The sequence below is a fragment of the Rossellomorea aquimaris genome (assembly GCF_001877785.1).
Classification (GTDB): Bacteria; Bacillota; Bacilli; order Bacillales; family Bacillaceae_B; genus Rossellomorea; species Rossellomorea aquimaris_A.
The window spans coordinates 22208-39186 of record NZ_MINN01000011.1; the positions used below are offsets into that span (position 1 = coordinate 22208).

The 16979-nt window shown below is 42.9% G+C and carries 19 protein-coding genes; 8 read left to right on the forward strand and 11 right to left on the reverse strand.

Annotation, left to right across the window (positions count from 1 at the left end):
• Positions 1–18 precede the first annotated feature (18 nt).
• Positions 19–633, reverse strand: a complete 615-nt coding sequence (locus BHE18_RS00150) for a phosphatase PAP2 family protein (RefSeq protein WP_071616754.1) — start codon at positions 631–633, stop codon at positions 19–21.
• A gap of 102 nt (positions 634–735) precedes the next feature.
• On the opposite strand from BHE18_RS00150, the gene BHE18_RS00155 reads away from it, so the two are divergent.
• Positions 736–1941 (forward strand): M20 family metallopeptidase, encoded by a 1206-nt coding sequence (locus BHE18_RS00155; protein WP_328585862.1) that lies wholly within the window; start codon positions 736–738, stop codon positions 1939–1941.
• Positions 1942–1971: 30 nt separating this feature from the next.
• On the opposite strand, the gene BHE18_RS00160 is transcribed toward BHE18_RS00155, so the two are convergent.
• The 3 genes from BHE18_RS00160 to BHE18_RS00170 are packed head-to-tail and all read right to left on the reverse strand — an operon-like array spanning position 1972 to position 4705.
• Positions 1972–2679, reverse strand: coding sequence for an EcsC family protein (locus tag BHE18_RS00160; protein ID WP_071616755.1), 708 nt, complete (start codon positions 2677–2679; stop codon positions 1972–1974).
• A gap of 60 nt (positions 2680–2739) precedes the next feature.
• The gene (locus tag BHE18_RS00165) at positions 2740–3972 is read right to left on the reverse strand and encodes an ABC transporter permease (protein ID WP_235860222.1); all 1233 of its coding nucleotides are present in this window, start codon (positions 3970–3972) and stop codon (positions 2740–2742) included.
• The gene (locus BHE18_RS00170) at positions 3962–4705 is read right to left on the reverse strand and encodes an ABC transporter ATP-binding protein (protein ID WP_071616756.1); all 744 of its coding nucleotides are present in this window, start codon (positions 4703–4705) and stop codon (positions 3962–3964) included. Before BHE18_RS00170 ends, BHE18_RS00165 begins: the two co-directional genes overlap by 11 nt.
• Positions 4706–5413: 708 nt before the next feature.
• Here BHE18_RS00170 and BHE18_RS00175 point away from each other — a divergent pair.
• Both BHE18_RS00175 and BHE18_RS00180 read left to right on the forward strand, forming a co-directional pair.
• Entirely contained in the window at positions 5414–5836 is a 423-nt protein-coding gene (locus BHE18_RS00175) for an HIT family protein (RefSeq protein WP_071616757.1), read from the forward strand.
• Between the two features lie 605 nt (positions 5837–6441).
• The gene (locus BHE18_RS00180) at positions 6442–6978 is read left to right on the forward strand and encodes a tryptophan transporter (protein WP_071616758.1); all 537 of its coding nucleotides are present in this window, start codon (positions 6442–6444) and stop codon (positions 6976–6978) included.
• A 226-nt stretch (positions 6979–7204) separates the two neighbouring features.
• On the opposite strand, the gene BHE18_RS00185 is transcribed toward BHE18_RS00180, so the two are convergent.
• Positions 7205–7396: a hypothetical protein gene (locus BHE18_RS00185; protein ID WP_071616759.1), complete on the reverse strand. Its 192-nt coding sequence runs from the start codon at positions 7394–7396 to the stop codon at positions 7205–7207.
• A 155-nt stretch (positions 7397–7551) separates the two neighbouring features.
• Here BHE18_RS00185 and BHE18_RS00190 point away from each other — a divergent pair, with 155 nt between their 5' ends.
• The 4 genes from BHE18_RS00190 (at position 7552) to BHE18_RS23500 (ending at position 10286) form a co-directional block, all read left to right on the forward strand.
• Positions 7552–7917, forward strand: coding sequence for a YtxH domain-containing protein (locus BHE18_RS00190; RefSeq protein WP_071616760.1), 366 nt, complete (start codon positions 7552–7554; stop codon positions 7915–7917).
• A gap of 545 nt (positions 7918–8462) precedes the next feature.
• Entirely contained in the window at positions 8463–9038 is a 576-nt protein-coding gene (locus BHE18_RS00200) for an HTH-type transcriptional regulator Hpr (RefSeq protein WP_071616762.1), read from the forward strand.
• A 441-nt stretch (positions 9039–9479) separates the two neighbouring features.
• The gene (locus BHE18_RS23495; protein ID WP_268876281.1) at positions 9480–9899 is read left to right on the forward strand and encodes a DUF3267 domain-containing protein; all 420 of its coding nucleotides are present in this window, start codon (positions 9480–9482) and stop codon (positions 9897–9899) included.
• Positions 9900–10106: 207 nt separating this feature from the next.
• Positions 10107–10286, forward strand: a complete 180-nt coding sequence (locus BHE18_RS23500) for a hypothetical protein (RefSeq protein ID WP_032089272.1) — start codon at positions 10107–10109, stop codon at positions 10284–10286.
• Between the two features lie 464 nt (positions 10287–10750).
• Here BHE18_RS23500 and BHE18_RS00215 read toward each other — a convergent pair whose 3' ends face one another.
• From BHE18_RS00215 to BHE18_RS00225, 3 genes are all read right to left on the reverse strand, one after another.
• Positions 10751–10837 (reverse strand): YjcZ family sporulation protein, encoded by an 87-nt coding sequence (locus BHE18_RS00215; protein WP_032089273.1) that lies wholly within the window; start codon positions 10835–10837, stop codon positions 10751–10753.
• A gap of 128 nt (positions 10838–10965) precedes the next feature.
• Positions 10966–11049: a YjcZ family sporulation protein gene (locus tag BHE18_RS00220; RefSeq protein ID WP_032089274.1), complete on the reverse strand. Its 84-nt coding sequence runs from the start codon at positions 11047–11049 to the stop codon at positions 10966–10968.
• Between the two features lie 86 nt (positions 11050–11135).
• Positions 11136–11222, reverse strand: coding sequence for a YjcZ family sporulation protein (locus tag BHE18_RS00225; RefSeq protein WP_032089275.1), 87 nt, complete (start codon positions 11220–11222; stop codon positions 11136–11138).
• Between the two features lie 186 nt (positions 11223–11408).
• On the opposite strand from BHE18_RS00225, the gene BHE18_RS00230 reads away from it, so the two are divergent.
• Complete coding sequence (locus BHE18_RS00230) at positions 11409–12359, forward strand: peptidylprolyl isomerase (protein WP_071616764.1); 951 nt, start codon at positions 11409–11411, stop codon at positions 12357–12359.
• A 58-nt stretch (positions 12360–12417) separates the two neighbouring features.
• On the opposite strand, the gene BHE18_RS00235 is transcribed toward BHE18_RS00230, so the two are convergent.
• The 3 genes from BHE18_RS00235 to BHE18_RS00245 all read right to left on the reverse strand — a co-directional run bounded on the left by BHE18_RS00235 (position 12418) and on the right by BHE18_RS00245 (position 16974).
• Positions 12418–12594 (reverse strand): sporulation YhaL family protein, encoded by a 177-nt coding sequence (locus BHE18_RS00235; RefSeq protein WP_071616765.1) that lies wholly within the window; start codon positions 12592–12594, stop codon positions 12418–12420.
• Between the two features lie 402 nt (positions 12595–12996).
• Positions 12997–13938, reverse strand: a complete 942-nt coding sequence (gene yhaM / locus BHE18_RS00240) for a 3'-5' exoribonuclease YhaM (RefSeq protein WP_071616766.1) — start codon at positions 13936–13938, stop codon at positions 12997–12999.
• 69 nt (positions 13939–14007) lie between these two features.
• Positions 14008–16974, reverse strand: a complete 2967-nt coding sequence (locus tag BHE18_RS00245; RefSeq protein WP_083573550.1) for an ATP-binding protein — start codon at positions 16972–16974, stop codon at positions 14008–14010.
• Positions 16975–16979 lie beyond the last annotated feature (5 nt).

A 16979-nucleotide genomic window follows, 5' to 3' on the forward strand; every position in this document is an offset into this window, starting at 1 on the left:
GGTCCATCCTCAGTGCGTTTAGGCACCAGAAGGACGGACCTTTTTATATGGATTTTTTTCGTACAGGAAGGTGGTCAAGGTAAAGATGGAATAGCCGATGAGCAAGCCCGCAAGAACGTCCGACGGGTAATGTGCCTGCTCCGCCACCCTGCTCATCCCTGCCAGGAATGCTGTTGCCGCTGCAAGGATGTAAATGCCCCATTTCACTTTGATTGAGGAGAACTCCCTGCTGATAAAGTAAGAAGCTGTCAGCAAGAACACAATCCCGACCATAGCATGCCCGCTCGGGAAACTGAAACTCTCTTCCCCATGCGGAAAAGGCGGTCTGTCTCTTTCCATCAAGTTCTTTATGCTTTTATTCAGGACATTGCTGCCTGCAACGGCGACCACTACAGTTAAAATGCCGGGAAAATCTTTTTTGGCCCACCATAAGTACAGGATAAGCAAAATAGACCCTCCCCCGATGGCGAGTTCAGTCCCCATTACCGAAAAGATCTTAATGAATCGCATATGATTCATGTTCCCCAGCAAATAGGGATCCCATGGAATGGACAAATCATAATAAACAAAATGTGCAATCGTCATAAATAGAATGAACGTAATGATTCCGGTTATGTAAAATCCCTTTTTCATCTAATCCCTCCTTTCATTAGGATAGTCAAAGATTAAGTTATTTTTCACTCCCGTTTAATGTTATAATATTCTAAATCTTCAACATTATAAGGGGGTTTTAACTTGCTGAGTGAATTATATCAGAAATTGGAGCAGCGATGGAGGGAAATGGTAGAAATAAGAAGGCATCTGCATAAACATCCGGAACTTTCTTTCCAGGAAAAAAACACGGCCAAATATATCTCGGAATACTACCGTCAACTTGGGATCGATGTCCGGGAAAGAGTAGGCGGTAACGGTGTAGTGGCAACGATCAAAGGCCGCCTCCCGGGAAAAACGGTCGGGTTGCGCGCCGATTTTGATGCACTTCCCATCCAGGATGAGAAGGATGTGGAATACAAGTCGACCGTACCCGGAGTGATGCACGCATGCGGACATGATGGCCACACCGCTGCTCTCCTGGTTCTGGGGAAGACATTGAATGAATACCGGAGTCAACTTCAGGGAACGGTCAAACTCATTCATCAGCATGCCGAGGAATATGCTCCGGGCGGCGCCAAGCCGATGATAGAGGACGGCTGTCTAGAAGGCGTCGATGTAATCTTTGGCACACATTTGTGGGCAACGGAAAAGCTCGGGAAGATCCTGTTCAGGACAGGTCCGATCATGGCCGCAGCCGATCGATTCGAAGTCGTGATCAAAGGCTCCGGCGGTCACGGTGCACAGCCTCATAAAACAAAAGACGCAATTGTCGCGGGTGCCCAGCTGATAACTGATTTGCAGCAGATCGTAAGCAGACGGGTAAACCCGATTGATCCGGCTGTTGTAACAGTGGGGTCATTTGTCGCTGATAATGCATTCAACGTGATAGCAGACAGCGCTAAACTGATCGGTACCGTCCGAACGTTCAATCCGGAAGTAAGGGATTTCATCGAAACGGAGATCGAGCAGATCATAAAAGGGGTTGCCCTCTCCGTCGGATGTGAATACGAATACCGTTTTGAAAGGGGCTACCCTGCGGTTGTAAATCATTCGGAGGAAACTCAGCTTCTCATTGAATCTGCCGCAGAGATCGATGAAGTTCACAGTGTGGAAGAGATTGAACTTCAAATGGGAGGAGAAGACTTCGCCTATTATCTCGAAAGGGTGAAAGGGACATTCTTCTTCACGGGGGCGGCCCCTGAAAACGCCGATACCCTTTATCCCCATCACCATCCAAGGTTCGACATCAATGAGAAAGCGCTGCTGATTGCTGCCAAGACTCTGGCCTCCGCCACCCTGCACTATCAGAAAAAACATGCCGAGCCGGGAATCACTGCCAGGAAGTAATACAAAAAGATCGGCCTCGGCCGATCTTTTTTATTTCCCACTTTCATTAAAATACCTGATACGATACGCATATTTCGCCGTTTCTCCCAGCTGGTCCAAAAGCTGATAATTTGCGTAGGCACCCACTACCGCCCCTACTCCGGGAATGAGCTGGAACATCTTTACGAAATCAATATAATCACGGTACTCTTGTTGGAAAGTACGCCAGTCCATGTCCATCAGTTCTTCCTTCTTCTCATTCCAGTTTTCGATTACCATCAACGTTTCTTTTTTGTGCTCATCGCTTGAAAATGCAAGTTGAAACACATATAGGAGAAACAGTCTTTCTTCATATTTCTTTACATCCAGGCCGTGGATGGCGGAGCATTCGCTCAGGAAATTCATCTTGATGGAAAGCAGTAAAGGGAAATCCGCGAGCCCGAGAAAAATGCCTCCTGCCCCTGTCCCCGCTCCTTCGATGACAGCAGCTTTACGGTGGGCTTCCAACTTTTCTCCCATCCGCTCTTCTCTGTTTCCCAGAGAAAGATGAACCCCCGCTTTGGACGTATTCGCCCACTCACTGCCCTTTAAGGTGACTTCCACCATTTTCTTTATGCTTTCCGTGATCATCATATGGGCTTTCTCAGGAATAAATTGATTTATCTTCTTTTGAGCCTGCTTTGAAACCCGGTGAAACACCGAAGAGCGTTTAAATATTTTACGTTTCCAGGATTCCAGTTCTTCTCTTTCCTTATTCATTCTCCATCCCGCCTTTAGGTTTCCTCAACTTTCTATACCCAAGAAGCACCCCCCGAGGTTTCAAAGATATAAACTGCTGTCCATTTTTCTGAGCCTCTGAACCACATAGTATTGACTGAATAATAAAGAGAAAATGAATCCAGCCAGGAGAATGATGACTCCTTCCACCAACATACCTTTCATAAGGAGCGGAAGGGAAAAGATGACTGCCTGGATCATCATCGATTGATTTAATACTTTCTTGAACGACGATGTTTTCAACTGGGGCGGAACCGGATAGATCAGCACCCATATTTTGTAGTCAAACCGGTTATAGAGCGGTACGAGCTGAAATCCTGTCAGATACAGGAATAACAGAGCGGTCAGGATATTGACTATAAAAGACTGATTTGTATAGATCAAGATGGCACCGATCAATGTCAGCCGGATGTATAATCCCGAGAATTCACTAGTCCTGACCAAAGAGCGGAGATAAAGATTCCTAAAGGTCGATGATTGGGAAAAATCCGTTTTGACTAAGAAATCCAGCCACTTCCTTCTGTGCACCTTCCCTTTTAATTTCGGTACATCGGTGAACATATTGGCGATCCGGTAGAACATCAGCATCCTCTGCTGCTCTAGGTGAATCAGCAGATCCCATTTCAAATTTTTCTTTTTTGCAGCGTTGAAAAAATAAAATAAATAACCTGCCATGACCACGGCCACTGCCAGGATCAAGACAATGGAGGATCCGGATAACACCAGGAGCAGCAAGGAACCGGACAGCAGAAATCGAATGATGCTGTCGATCCAGTGAGCTTCTTTTTCCTGAAACCTGAGGAGGAACCATCGTACATAAAGATTCCATACCTTTATGGCGAGGACGAGTGCAAGCAGCGGAAAAAAGCTTTTAAATCCATTCCCTGTCACAGCTACATACATGGGCATCATGGCCGCAAGTATGAGGAGCTGGATATACGACTGAAACATGAAGCTGATCCATATGCACTTCCTGAAATAAGAGCCCAGCCTGTTTTCAAGGGGGAGGAGGAAAACCGCATCCGCTTCCTTCAAAAAGGTGTATACCGGGCTCCATGCAAGGACCAGCCCAAAAATCACTGCCATAATATAGGCTGCCGGAAACGAAGGATCGAGCGTCTTCACCCACTGGTTATATGTGAAGGCAGCACCGCCCAACGCAAAAATCAAAACGAAGAGCAGATGATCATTGAACATATACTTGAGATATTTCTGAAGTTCCTGATTGTATTCTAAAACACGTTTCTTCCAGATACTCTCCACGTTATTCATCATCGGTTTCTTCCTTTGTCAACTGGATGTATATATCATCAAGGGTAGCGCCTCTCATGGAGAATTCTGTTTGCAATTCTTTTAATGTCCCCCTGGCCCTGATCCTGCCTTCATGAAGGATGATGAATGAATCACAGTACCTCTCAGCTGTCGCAAGGATGTGTGTCGACATTAAAATACCGGCACCGTTCTTTTTCATTTCTTCCATCCAATCCAATAACGACTGGATGGCGAGCGGGTCCAGGCCGACAAACGGCTCATCGATAATATACAGGCTCGGTTCGATAAGAAATGCGCACATGATCATCACTTTCTGTTTCATTCCTTTGGAGAAATGGGCAGGGAACCAGCCCAGCTTCTTCTCCATCCGGAACGTCTTCAGCAGCCTTCCTATTCTTAGATTGTATTCGTCCTCGGTGAGGCCATATGCCATCGCCGTCAGCTTAAGATGTTCCTCAAGAGTCAATTCATCATAGAGAATGGGTGTTTCCGGTATGTATGAAAACTGTTTACGATATTGATCGGCATCTTTCTTTAATGTATGTCCGTTAATGGCAACCTTTCCCTGCTTCGGCTCCATCAACCCGATGATATGCTTGATTGTCGTACTTTTACCGGCACCATTCAAGCCGATAAGCCCGACAATCTCATTCGAATTAATTGAAAAACTGATATCCTTCAGAACAGGCTTTCGGGTGTAGCCTCCAACAAGATGATCTATTTCTAATAACGCCATGGGCAGCAACGTCCTTTCTCTTCTACATGGTTTGACTCTATTTTAGCAAAATTCCGTCCTAAAGGCATCGTGATTTAGTGAGCTATTCCAATAATTAGTATTCATACATATTGCCGCTTCTGCACATTCTAATTTTTGAAGGGGCCAGCAATAAGTAAAACGGGGTGGTTGTTAAAGACCAGTTTACCGATTTCACTATTGTTTGCGACTTAAAGGATAGTCGTCTTCCATAGTGAATGACACACTCACCGATTCATTTCATCACAAACTTGATAAATGAGGTGTTTGTTAAAGAACATTTTGACTAAAATCAATTATCTTGTACAGCTTTTCAGCTAGAAAAGATAAGGGGATGGTCACTTTGAACAAAGTCATTCATTTTCCAGATTGCACAAATCATGCTTAAAGCTAAATGAGGTGTTTGTCGCAGACCACATACAGTTTCTATTGTCTTAAGCTTACCAGCTGAAAGAATAGGGGATGGTCGCATTGCAAAAAGTTCATTCTTTAAATGAATGGATTCTCTGATTACGCTGACAAGCAAATGAGGTGTTTATCAAAGAAAGGAAACTTGACGTATAAACCTTTAGAAGTACCCCTTCAAAGAGAGGCAGGAAAACCGTTCCTGTCTCTTCTTTCCTTTTCTTTCTTTTTCCATTCGTGATAAAATAATCTCAACAAATCACATGATTGAAAGGTGGAAATATTGTGAGCGATTGTATTTTTTGCAAAATCATCAATGGCGATATCCCTTCAATGAAAGTATATGAAGATGATCATGTTCTGGCATTTTTGGATATCAGCCAGGTTACGAAGGGTCATACCCTGCTGATTCCAAAAGTACATAAAGAAAATATTTACGAACTGTCAGCTGAAACAGCAAGTCACCTGTTCTCCGTCGCACCGAAGATCGCAAATGCACTTAAAGCGGAATTTGAACCGGTCGGATTCAATTTATTGAATAACACTGGTGAGCAGGCCGGCCAATCCGTCTTCCATTTCCACATGCATTTCATCCCCCGCTACGGCCAGGGAGACGGCTTCGGAGCTGTCTGGAAGACACACAACGACGACTACAGCACAGATGATTTAAAAGGAATTGCAGAGTCCATTTCAAAACATATTTCATAATTAGCTGAAAAACATCCGGGAACATTTCTACGGATGTTTTGTGCTTTTTGGTAAGAACCGTGTATGAATTATTATTGGTTAATGTTTGTTGCCAGCGGTTGATTGGAGTGCAAGACGAAGACTCCTGCGGGAAGAGTAGCTTATAAGAAAAGCGGAGGCGGCTCTTTCAGAGACGACAAGCATAAGACAGGGCATCCGGAAAGGCGGGTTTTTGCCTTTTTGGATGGCATGGCTTATGTCTCGAGTCTCTAGCTGCCGGAGCTGGACAAGTGAGACCTGTCTAGCTGCGGGGCTTAGAGTCACATGTCATAAGACAAACCGACCAAGAAGGCAAAGAACGCCTTCGTGGCCGATTTGTCTTATGCCACCCGCCTCTCTTCAAAGCCCCTCCGCTTTTCTTCCCGCAGGCTTGCCGAGGAGGCTCACGGGCTACCCGCGGAAAGCGTAGTCTTGCACGGAAATCAATAGCGGTAATAAGAAAGTTAAACAAATTAATTCTTTTACACAATATCCACCTGTGTTATAATGTACCTATCTTTTCGCTGATGGCAATGAGTGCACATCAGGAGGGGACAAAAGTTAGATTAGTTGAGGAGAGATGAGAAATGAATACAAAAACATTAGTATCCCTATCATTATTAGTGGGGATCGGAGCCGTCCTGCATACGGTCATACCGGGATTCTTCCTAGGAATGAAACCTGATATGATGCTTACCATGATGTTCTTGGGCATCATCCTGTTCCCAGCCAAAAAGAATGTATTACTGCTTGGAGTGCTGACAGGAGTAATCTCAGGGTTAACGACCCAATTTCCAGGCGGATTCCTGCCAAACCTGATTGATAAACCAATCACAGCCTTTGTGTTCTACGGATTATTCCTGGCTACCCAAAAGGTCACACGTTCAGTCATAGGTGCTTCCGTGCTGACTGCTGCCGGTACCCTTGTATCCGGAAGTATATTCCTTCTTTCGGCATATGTAATCGTAGGACTTCCAGGAGCATTCTTTGCATTGTTTGCAGCTGTCGTACTGCCTGCAACACTCGTGAATGCCGGTGCCATGTTTGTCGTTTATCCAATCATTCATTCCATTTTGAAACGATCAAACCTGAAAGAAGTAAGAACTTCTGAACAACTTTCATGAAATAAAATGCCTGTGTTGCATCTGCAATACAGGCATTTTTTTGTATTATACCTTCGAATCTTATGGTCGCCGGGGCTGAACGAGCCGCCTCCGCTTTTCTTTTTGTCCAGCTCCCGCGGCTAGAGGCACATGTCATAAGCCAAACCAGCCAAGAAGGCAAAGGACGCCTTCCCGTCCGGTCCGTCTTATGCCACCCGTCTCTGAGCAAAACCCTTCCGCTTTTCTTTCACGCAGCAAACCAGAATAAGATACCGATCAAGAAAGAAATCACCCCGCCAGATCCAAGCATTGCCGCTCTCTTTTTCAACATATTCTTAGGGGGATACATACCGGGCCTCTGAATTCCGATGAAATTATAAACCATACTTAAAAATAAAACACCGCTAAGTGCAAAAAAACCGAAAATGATCCCGTCCATTTCCTCACCCCTCCTCTGCACCGCCTCTTAACATTCATTTTATGCGGCATGGAACGGGGATATGAAATTACTTGTTTCCTTTCCTTTTCATTAGGGAAAAGGATTATACATGTTTTTTGTAGAAGGTAGTATTATAGAATAACGAGGTGATTCTAATGAAAGTAAAATCTCTTACTTATGGATTAATTATCGGCGGTGTGGTCGGGGGTGTTGCTTCCCTCCTTTCAACCCCATCTTCCGGCCGGGAACTGAGAAGCCAGATCAAAAGCAAGAAAGAAGACTGGAGCCAGGTTTTTGAAGAAATGAAAGTACATCTGGGGGAACTTAAGGATTCCATAAGCACCCTTTCCCAGGAAGGCAAAGAAACGGTCCAGCAGATCTCCAAAGATCTGCAATCCTCTGTCAAACAATGGCAGGCATCAACCGAACCAAACAACCAAAAACTTCAACAGGAAATCAAGCTCATCCAAACCAAAATCGAAGAACTCGAAAATTCACTTAACACGAGCAACAAAAACTAAACCGCAATATAACCCAAAGAAAGAAGACCTTCAACGCTGCACGGTAAACCAATGCAGCCAGGGTCTTCTTTCTCATTACATAACTGAATTTTATTAGGTTGAATTTATTCTGCCTTAGAGATTACCACCCCTTATAAGTAAAAATGTTTTTCCGGATCCAGCAGTTGAATTGTAGTGGAAGACGAAGACTCCTGCGGGAGAAGTGACTGATGTGAGACGTGTCCAGCTCGGGGGGCTTAGAGGCACATGTCATAAGCCTCTGAACAAAGCCTTCCTCATTTCTAACCCGCAGGAGCGCAGCGACGAGGAGGCTCACGGGTCACCCGCGGAAAGCGAAGTCTTCCACGGAAATCAACTTCGGAATGAAAAACCGGCAAAAGAAAAACACATACTTCAAAAAATTTTGTCAATTTATCCTTTATTAATTTTTATTTTATTGGCATAATAATATAAAAGCGCTTTCTTATAATCGGTAGCTGTTAAAGTAAGAATAAGGGGCATGCGCAAACAAAGAAAAAGATTTTCTAACAAAGTGGGTGTAAGGGATGGAAGAAAGAGAATATTCATTGAAAGAGGCGATCATCTTCAGTCAACGCATGGCACAGCTGAGCAAAGCTCTGTGGAAAGCCATTGAAAAAGACTGGCAGCAATGGATCAAGCCCTATGATTTAAATATCAACGAACACCATATCCTTTGGATTGCTTATCATCTTAAGGGTGCATCGATTTCAGATGTGGCAAAATTCGGGGTCATGCATGTATCAACAGCATTCAACTTTTCAAAAAAACTTGAGGAACGGGAACTGCTACAATTCTCCAAGCGGGATAATGACAAAAGGAACACTTATATCCAGCTTACGGGTAAAGGGGAAAAAATCCTTCTCGAACTTATGAAAAACTATAAACCGGAGACACATTCGATTTTCCAGGGAGTTGCCCCATTGAAAGAACTGTATGGTAAATTTCCTGAAATGATAGAAATGATGTCTGTTGTCCGTAATATTTACGGTAATGATTTTATGGAGATCTTTGAAAAATCATTCCATAACATCGATAGTGAATTCGGTGAGGATAATTCAAAGCTAAATGAATTATTTGAAAGCAACGAAGAACTTGCTTAATTATTTGCCTGTTGTCTACTAGGTAGGTGCATATCAGTAATTGATTGATTCCCAGGGCCATGCAGCTATCCAACTTCCAGAGCCCCTGCAAAAAGATTAATCAGTCTGAACATTCAACAAAAAGCGGAGTACATATAAAAATCTTTCCGCTTTTTTGCTTTTCTCCGGCATTGTTCAACACATCACATAGACACTTCACTCATCTCCTTTTTATTTCCTTTAAAAAATCTCGAATTATGTGTTGATTTTTCACCATAATCGTAATAAAGTATGTAAAGCGTTCATATTAAACACAAAACCATCGTCTACGGAGGCGATTTTTTTATGCATTGTTGGAAATCAATCAATCTAGAGAGACAATTTGGCTTTTACCGAGTCTTTTTACTTTCATCAATAATCATGATGATGGTATTCTCATTTATATACGTACCTATTACATTAATGTATTCGAGTTCGTTTTATGATAATCATTTGCCCGGTTTTCTATTGGGACTGATAAGCATATATCCACTGCATAAGCTCATTCATTTGGTGCCAATATTCCCATATGTGAAAATGATGAGGTGGAGATGGGACCGTAAGCTGATATTTCTTCCGATCGTCACCCTGAGAGTCAATCGTCCGATTTCAAAATACTTGTATATAGCGGCTCTGTTTGCACCATTCCTGGTCATTAACGGCGTCCTGCTTTACGGGTGTATCCATTTCCCGCATTACTCTCATTACTTTGCAATTTTATTGGCATTTCACTCTGGAATTTGTGCCATTGATTTTATTTATGCAAAACAACTGCTGGACTCACCACGGAATGCTTTGATTGAAGAAAATGAAGACGGATATGAAATTCTCATTTATCAGTAAGGATGATAAAAGTCCCTTGCCTGACTGGCAAGGGCTTATGATCATCCATCACCTTTACTGATTAAACATGTTGGACCAATCTGCCGAAGCCTGCATAAATGCTCTGCACGTTTACTCATTACCAATATTCCGGCAATACTCGCTCTACCATTCTGTTTCATATTTTGGTATCGTATAATTTATAGGAGATAACGGGGAGGGGTTAGAATGATCTCCATGTTTTTAGTCTTTGCGGTGTTTATCTTGTTTTATATAAACAAGATGACAAACGCATTATGCCTGCAGAAAGAAATACCTGAAGATCGCCAGCCAAAGGTATTTAGAACCATAAACATTCTAATCACCATACTATTGGTATCTTCATACGTAGAAATACTTTATACATAATAAGAAATGCGGAAGGGCTTTGCCCAGAGGCGACAAGCATAAGATGAGCCGGCCAAAAAGGCGTTTTTTGCCTTATTGGCCGGCTTATCTTATGTCTCGAGCCTCTAAGCCCTGCAGCCGGACAATTAGAAATGCGGAGGCGGCTTGCTCAGCCCCGACAAGCATAACTGGGAAATCCCCTAAGGCGCTTTTTGCCTTCGGGGATTTTTCAGTTATGACCTCGAGGGGCTAGCCGCCGGAGCTGGACAATAAGAAATGCGGAAGGGCTTTGGTCAGAGGCGGGTGGCATAAGACGAACCGGACGGGAAGGCGCTCTTTGCCTTCTTGGCCGGTTTGGCTTATGACATGTGCCTCTAAGCCCTGCAGCCGGACAATTAGAAATGCGGAGGCGGCTTGCTCAGCCTGCGCACACTAAAAAACCAGCCCGATACCAAACCGGACTGGTTTTTATCATTAAAGATTGATTAGCAAACGTACGCTGCGCCGATGATAATCAACAAAATAAACAACACTACAAGTAAAGCAAATCCTCCGCCGTAAGCACCAGACATAATGTGCTCCTCCTTTCATTTATGGAAAGCACCGGTGAAAAGAATTAGTAAAAGGGGCTTCCTTTCTGAAAGTACGCCCCTCCTATTTGTTCTTATCCGGTGAAACACTGCACTATTCCGAGGCTAAATTATAGCCAAGCTGCACCTACAATGATTAACAAGATGAATAGTACAACAATTAACGCGAAACCTCCGCCGTATGCGTTACCCATAACTTTCCACCTCCTTTGAAGCGCTAATTTATCTTATTCAAGTTAGTCGCCTTTTGTTTTAGGCATTTGTCATATTTCTGATTTTTTTAATATAGATACGCGGCACCAACGATGATTAATAAGATGAACAGCACTACGATTAAAGCAAATCCAGAATTGTATCCACAGCTCATATTTATTACCTCCTTTTCTCTATTCGCTTTTATCATATGAAGGAACCTGGGAAATGGGTGTGTAAAATGCCCATTTTTCTAAAGTTAAATTTGGAAAAGATTTTTTTAAATGGAAAAAGTGTGATATAGTATGGGTTGTAGAATTTTGACAAGTCGTAACAATCTATATACTAGGAGATGTTCAGCATGAAAAAATGGATTATTTCAGTGACCCTTGCAACCGGGATGATCGGACTTGCAGGCTGCAGCGGAGACGGTGCAGACAACAATGACGTAGTTGCAACGACGAAAGCCGGAGATGTCACCAAAGATGAATTATACAAATCTATGAAGCAAAAATTCACCCCTCAAATGGAGCAGGCACTTCAGGAACTCGTTTACACTAAAGTCCTGTCTGATAAATACGAAGTCAGCGACAAAGAAGTCGATGAGAAATTGAATGAAGCGAAAGACCAGCTCGGACCGCAATTCGATATGTTCCTGCAGCAGTACAATCTTGATGAAAAATCATTCAAAGATTACCTGAAACTGCAGCTTCTTCAGGAAAAAGCCGCTACCTCTGACGTGAAAGTTTCTGAAAAAGAACTAAAAGAATATTATGAGAAGTGGAAACCAGAAATTGAAGTCCGGCACATCCTTGTAGATGACGAAAAAACTGCAAAGGAAGTAAAACAAAAACTGTCTGACGGCGGTAACTTTGAAGAACTTGCTAAGGAATATTCAAAAGATCCCGGTTCTGCCGAAAATGGCGGAAGCCTTGGATGGGTAGATTATGCGGGACGTCAAAATTTTGTGCCTGAATTCTCAAAAGCTCTTGATACTTTAGAAAAAGGGAAAGTCAGCGAGCCAATCAAGACGGAATACGGCTACCATATCATTGAAATCACTGATAAAAAAGAAAAGAAGTCATTTGATGAAATGAAGAAGGAGCTTGAGAAAGAACTGAAACTTTCAAAAGTGGATCCTCAAAAAATCCAGGAAGCGATGAAGCGCGAGATTGAAAAAGCTGACCTGAATATTAAAGACAAAGATCTGAAAAAATCATTTGATCAAGTATTGAATCCGCCGGCAGCACCAGAAAACGGTGAAACACCTGCTCCTGCTCCTGAGAGTGAAGAGAAGCCGGCTGCTGAATAATAATATATAAAAAAGAAGCCTGAAGGAGATATACACCCCTTCAGGCTTCTTTTTTATTTTAAGAAAATTGACGTCTCCGTTCTTTCTCATCCTGCATCCGGGAGATGTACACTTCCCCTTCTTTTTCAATCCATTCTACTTCCATCTGTTTTTCTTCCTTAGCTGATTTGATTGTCATAAAGGCGCTTGCGAAGATTCCTGCCACAACGAAGTACATCCAAATTGGTAGAGTCATTTATTTCATCTCCTTATAGTTTGTCCTCTCTTATTGATACTATATGAGCTGCCTGTCGGAAACATAACCTATTATTGAAGATTAATATGGAAGCCAGGGATATAGACCCCATATATGCCGGGAAACCAGTCCTTTTTGTTCCGGGAGTCAAGAGGTAAAGAGATAATTTAACAAGTGGCACAATTATTTGGATTCCGGCACGATTATCGAAAAGGCGGCACAATAAATCATTCGCATTGTCATACACTTGGTTATAGAGCCTCTACAGAGCTGTTCGAAGTGATTTTTCAAAAAATATTTGGACTTGTGATGTAAAGAGGTTTCCCTTTTAAAAAGCAGTATTCCATCAAAAAAATAAAGCAGTCCGGCTAGCAAGCTGGACTGCTTTTTTACACAACTATATTATTTATGAAAAGTAGGTTTGTAGAAAGAACGATTATCCAACGGGAAGATTCTTTCGGTATATTCACCCGGTTTGACGCGTTCAAGGGCACGGTCGAGCATATTCATCTTTGCATCGACGTTATCGATGTAATGAAGGATTTCTGCTTCACGAATCATCGGCGGTTTCGGGCTTCCCCACTCCGCTTTTCCATGATGGCTCAATACCATATGCTGAAGGATCATCACTTCTTCCCCTTCGATTCCTAACTCCTCAGCTGTTTTCCCGATTTCGTTGACCATAATGGAAATATGCCCGAGAAGATTCCCTTCTATCGTGTAAGTAGTGGAAGTGGCTCCTGACAGTTCCATAACCTTCCCTAAATCGTGCAGAATCACTCCTGCATACAACAGGTCGGTATCCAGTGAGGGATAAAGGCTTCCGATTGCCTTCGATAAGTCCAGCATCGAGACGACATGATAAGCAAGTCCCGATACGAATTCATGGTGATTTTTTGTGGCCGCCGGATACTCAAGGAACGGTTTTTGATATTTCTTAAGCAGGTGCCTGGTGATGCGCTGTATATTTGGATTTCTCATTTCAAAAATATATTGTGTGATTTTGCTCGTCATCTCATCGATCGACAACGGTGCAGTTTGGAGAAAATCTGAAATTTTATGTCCATCTCCCGGTGATGCAGGACGGATCTGCTTTATTTTCAGTTGATTTTTTCCCCGGTAGTTATGGACATCCCCAATTACTTTTACAATGGTTTCCGGCTGGAATGCTTTTTCATCCTGATCCGAGGCGTCCCAAAGCTTTGCCTCCATTTCCCCGCTTTTATCCTGGAGAATAAGCGTCAAAAATGGCTTTCCGGCATTTGTTGTACCTTTTGTCATCTGTTTTATGAGCAGATGCAGGTCGACCGTTTCCCCTGCATTGAATGTCATGATTCCTGTCATCGTAATCCTCCGTCCTCTTTTTAATCAGTCTCAGTATAACATATATGATAGATTCATTGTCTTCCTTGCTTAAACCACCACGGCTTTTTCTAATAGAATCACTTCATTTTCTTTAAAGTAACTTCTGATATGAGGGTGGCAAGTAAATAGGATGATTTGATGTTCTTTTTCCATTGTTCTTAACAGTTTTTGAAATGCATTCGTTCTATCACGGTCGAAATTTACCGCTCCATCATCAATCAGCAGCGGAAGTTTATAGATGTCTCTGAAGGAACGGACCAGTGCAAATCTGATGGAAATGTAAAGCTGCTCCTTCGTTCCCTGACTCAGCTCGACAGCCTGGAAACGCATGCCATCCTTTCGCTCTACTTCTATTGTTTCATCGCTGACATGAATGGTGTGATAAATCCCTTCGGTCAATACAGAGAAATTCTCTTCAGCCAGCGCGATGACATTCGGCATCTTTGTTTGCTGATAATGATCAATGGTTTTCTTGAGGCTTTCCCGGGCAAGGGTAAACTTGGACCATTTCATCACATATTCACGCAAATCAGCCTTTTTCTCTTGAAACTCCTGGAGAAGCCTCGAATAGCCCGTGCCCTCTTCCAGCAGATTGATTTCATGCTCAACCGATGCCATCCTCTTCCTGCACGAGGACACTTCTTTAATCAGTTCATTTATCCTTTGTCCCAATCCATTAAGCCTTTTGGTTACGTCTTCTTTGAATTCGAATCCAATGAATGTGTCCAACGTTTGTTGATTGACTCTTGTCTTCATTCCTTCATAGCTAGCAAGCAGCACTTTCCTCTCTTCAGACTGCAGTGAAAGTGCGCGGAATTCTTCTTCATCCCTGCATCCTGCCTCTTCCAACAACGAATGGATCTCATCATCGATTTTTTTCACCTGGGATAAAGATTGCTCTCTTCCCAGACGAAGCGATTCTATTTCACTCTGAATTTGCTCGTGAATCAATTTATTTCTTTCAATATCCTGAATGATGCTTTTCATCTTCGTGAATGCTTCTTCCACCGTTGTAAGGGTGATTGAATGCCGGATGAACCATTCTTCACATCTGGTTGAGAAGTCATCAATCTTCTCTTGAAGAATCTTTTCTTCCTCTATTAATCGCTGTAATTTTTCATGCGAATTTACCAGCTCTTTCAGTTTCCCGAATGCGTCTCTCAGCCACTCAGCAGGAAATTCAGCTGGGAGATATAACTCCGATTTCATTTTTTCAATTGATTGATGTTCTGCGGTCAATCTCGCCTTGATGGATTCTGCCTGCCTATTCAATTTTTCTATTTTCGCACCTTGTTCTTCCATCTGAAGGATTCGCTGCTTCCATTCACTTCGAATCTCCATTTGTTCCCTTATGACTTTTTCTGAAGTTTCAAGAGAAGCGTCTTCATCCATAACTTCGATGGCCCCCCCGGAGAATTCACGGATTTTCCGCCTCAAATTTGCAAGATGGGTCAGCTTTTCATTTACATACTGTCTTGTTTTCCATAGATTAATGGCCAAAAGGGCAATGACCATAATACTGAAGGTCCACATAGAAGAATCATTCAAGATGGCCCATGCACTGAAACCCGCCATTAGGAGAGTTATGATGGAGCTGTACAAGAGCTGACTGGAAAAAGATTTGCGTTTTTCCTTAACTTCTTTCTCTCCTTCCTCAAGCTGATTTTCGACCCATATTTTCTGCTGCTGGGAAACCCGGCTGTAAGACTGCTGTTTCACTTTTCTCTGCAAAGCCTGATACTCTTCTTCTTCCATAAGAAGCTCTTCAAGTTCATCACACTTTCGTTCAATGATGTACATGGCTTCTTTTTCTTCTTGAAGCTGGTTTAAGAGGGTTTCCCGTTCATTTTGACACTTTGTTTTTTCCCGCAGTGCCTTTTCGATCCGATCCCCCATCACCATGCCGGTATTGATGGTAGGAATATCCTTTTCCGCTGCATTCAAATCGAGTTCTCTCATCGATTCCTTTATTCCGCCGTGCAATGCTCTGATTTCCAGGTTTAACTCACTCAAGTCATCCTTCCACTTAATGAAGACAGGCTGCTGTGCCAGCATGGATTCGACTTGATGGCTTTCAGAAATGAATTGAGAAGACTGCTGTGTATCTTCAAGCTTTTCAGAGAGCTTCCTTTGTTTGGAATCGAGGGTTTCCAGATAGGAGGAAACCTGCCTCCACTCTGCTTTCAAAGCATTCAGTCTTTCTGCCCCCTGAGGAGGGAAATAAACATCTTCGAATGCCTCCAATTTAGTGGCTGTGGCAACTAATTCAGTAAGAGGCTCCCATTGTTCTTCAATTACTTGTAAAACTTCTTTTTCTTTTAAAAGGGCTTCTTTTTCTTCTTCCATTGAAGAAATGGCAGACTCCAATGACTGCTTTTCCTCCTGGAGCGGTCCATATTGTTTATTTTTTTCTCTGGCTTCCGCAACGTTCTTTTCCAAAACTTTCAATTCGCCCAGTTTTGTATTGATTAAAGGCTTTCTTCCCGATCTTTTGAACAATAGTTCCCGTTCTTTTTGCCAGTGTTGTTCCATTTGCAGCAGTAGGTCGGTACCGGTAGAGCCAGCACTGAATAAATAACGATTCAGTTCTTCTTTCTTCAATTTATGTATATCCTGCAGCCCATCAAGATTAAATGAAAAGATATTCCGATAAGTCGTTTTGTCCACACTGCCCAACAAATCCAGCAGTGCCTCTTCCCCTCCTGAGGTTCCATCTTCAAATTGAACGGTTACATCACCCGCTGCTTTCCCTTTTATCCGTTCAACGCTGACTTTCCCATGCTTTTCCGAGGCACATAGGATCTTTCCGCCATATTCCGTGGATTCCTTCGGTTCATAACGAAGCTCAGATTGCTGCCTGGTTGGGAACCCGAACAGGATACTATGGATGAATGACATGATGGTCGACTTCCCCGCCTCATTTTCACCAAAGAATAGTTGAAGATCCTCTATAGCATAAACCTTGTTTATCAACTTTCCATATCCGTAAATATGTAACTGAGTGATTTTCATCATGGCAC

Excerpts from the sequence above, each read along its gene's own strand:
- BHE18_RS00225 (WP_032089275.1), bottom strand. The coding sequence starts at position 11,222 with ATGAGCTGTGGATACAATTCTGGATTTGCTTTAATCGTAGTGCTGTTC.
- BHE18_RS00150 (WP_071616754.1), bottom strand. The coding sequence starts at position 633 with ATGAAAAAGGGATTTTACATAACCGGAATCATTACGTTCATTCTATTT.
- BHE18_RS00180 (WP_071616758.1), top strand. The coding sequence starts at position 6,442 with ATGAATACAAAAACATTAGTATCCCTATCATTATTAGTGGGGATCGGA.
- BHE18_RS00230 (WP_071616764.1), top strand. The coding sequence starts at position 11,409 with ATGAAAAAATGGATTATTTCAGTGACCCTTGCAACCGGGATGATCGGA.
- BHE18_RS00185 (WP_071616759.1), bottom strand. The coding sequence starts at position 7,396 with ATGGACGGGATCATTTTCGGTTTTTTTGCACTTAGCGGTGTTTTATTT.
- BHE18_RS00215 (WP_032089273.1), bottom strand. The coding sequence starts at position 10,837 with ATGTCTGGTGCTTACGGCGGAGGATTTGCTTTACTTGTAGTGTTGTTT.
- yhaM (WP_071616766.1), bottom strand. The coding sequence starts at position 13,938 with ATGACAGGAATCATGACATTCAATGCAGGGGAAACGGTCGACCTGCAT.
- BHE18_RS00190 (WP_071616760.1), top strand. The coding sequence starts at position 7,552 with ATGAAAGTAAAATCTCTTACTTATGGATTAATTATCGGCGGTGTGGTC.
- BHE18_RS00235 (WP_071616765.1), bottom strand. The coding sequence starts at position 12,594 with ATGACTCTACCAATTTGGATGTACTTCGTTGTGGCAGGAATCTTCGCA.
- BHE18_RS00245 (WP_083573550.1), bottom strand. The coding sequence starts at position 16,974 with ATGATGAAAATCACTCAGTTACATATTTACGGATATGGAAAGTTGATA.
- BHE18_RS00220 (WP_032089274.1), bottom strand. The coding sequence starts at position 11,049 with ATGGGTAACGCATACGGCGGAGGTTTCGCGTTAATTGTTGTACTATTC.
- BHE18_RS00200 (WP_071616762.1), top strand. The coding sequence starts at position 8,463 with ATGGAAGAAAGAGAATATTCATTGAAAGAGGCGATCATCTTCAGTCAA.
- BHE18_RS00160 (WP_071616755.1), bottom strand. The coding sequence starts at position 2,679 with ATGAATAAGGAAAGAGAAGAACTGGAATCCTGGAAACGTAAAATATTT.
- BHE18_RS23495 (WP_268876281.1), top strand. The coding sequence starts at position 9,480 with ATGTATTCGAGTTCGTTTTATGATAATCATTTGCCCGGTTTTCTATTG.
- BHE18_RS23500 (WP_032089272.1), top strand. The coding sequence starts at position 10,107 with ATGATCTCCATGTTTTTAGTCTTTGCGGTGTTTATCTTGTTTTATATA.
- BHE18_RS00170 (WP_071616756.1), bottom strand. The coding sequence starts at position 4,705 with ATGGCGTTATTAGAAATAGATCATCTTGTTGGAGGCTACACCCGAAAG.
- BHE18_RS00165 (WP_235860222.1), bottom strand. The coding sequence starts at position 3,972 with ATGATGAATAACGTGGAGAGTATCTGGAAGAAACGTGTTTTAGAATAC.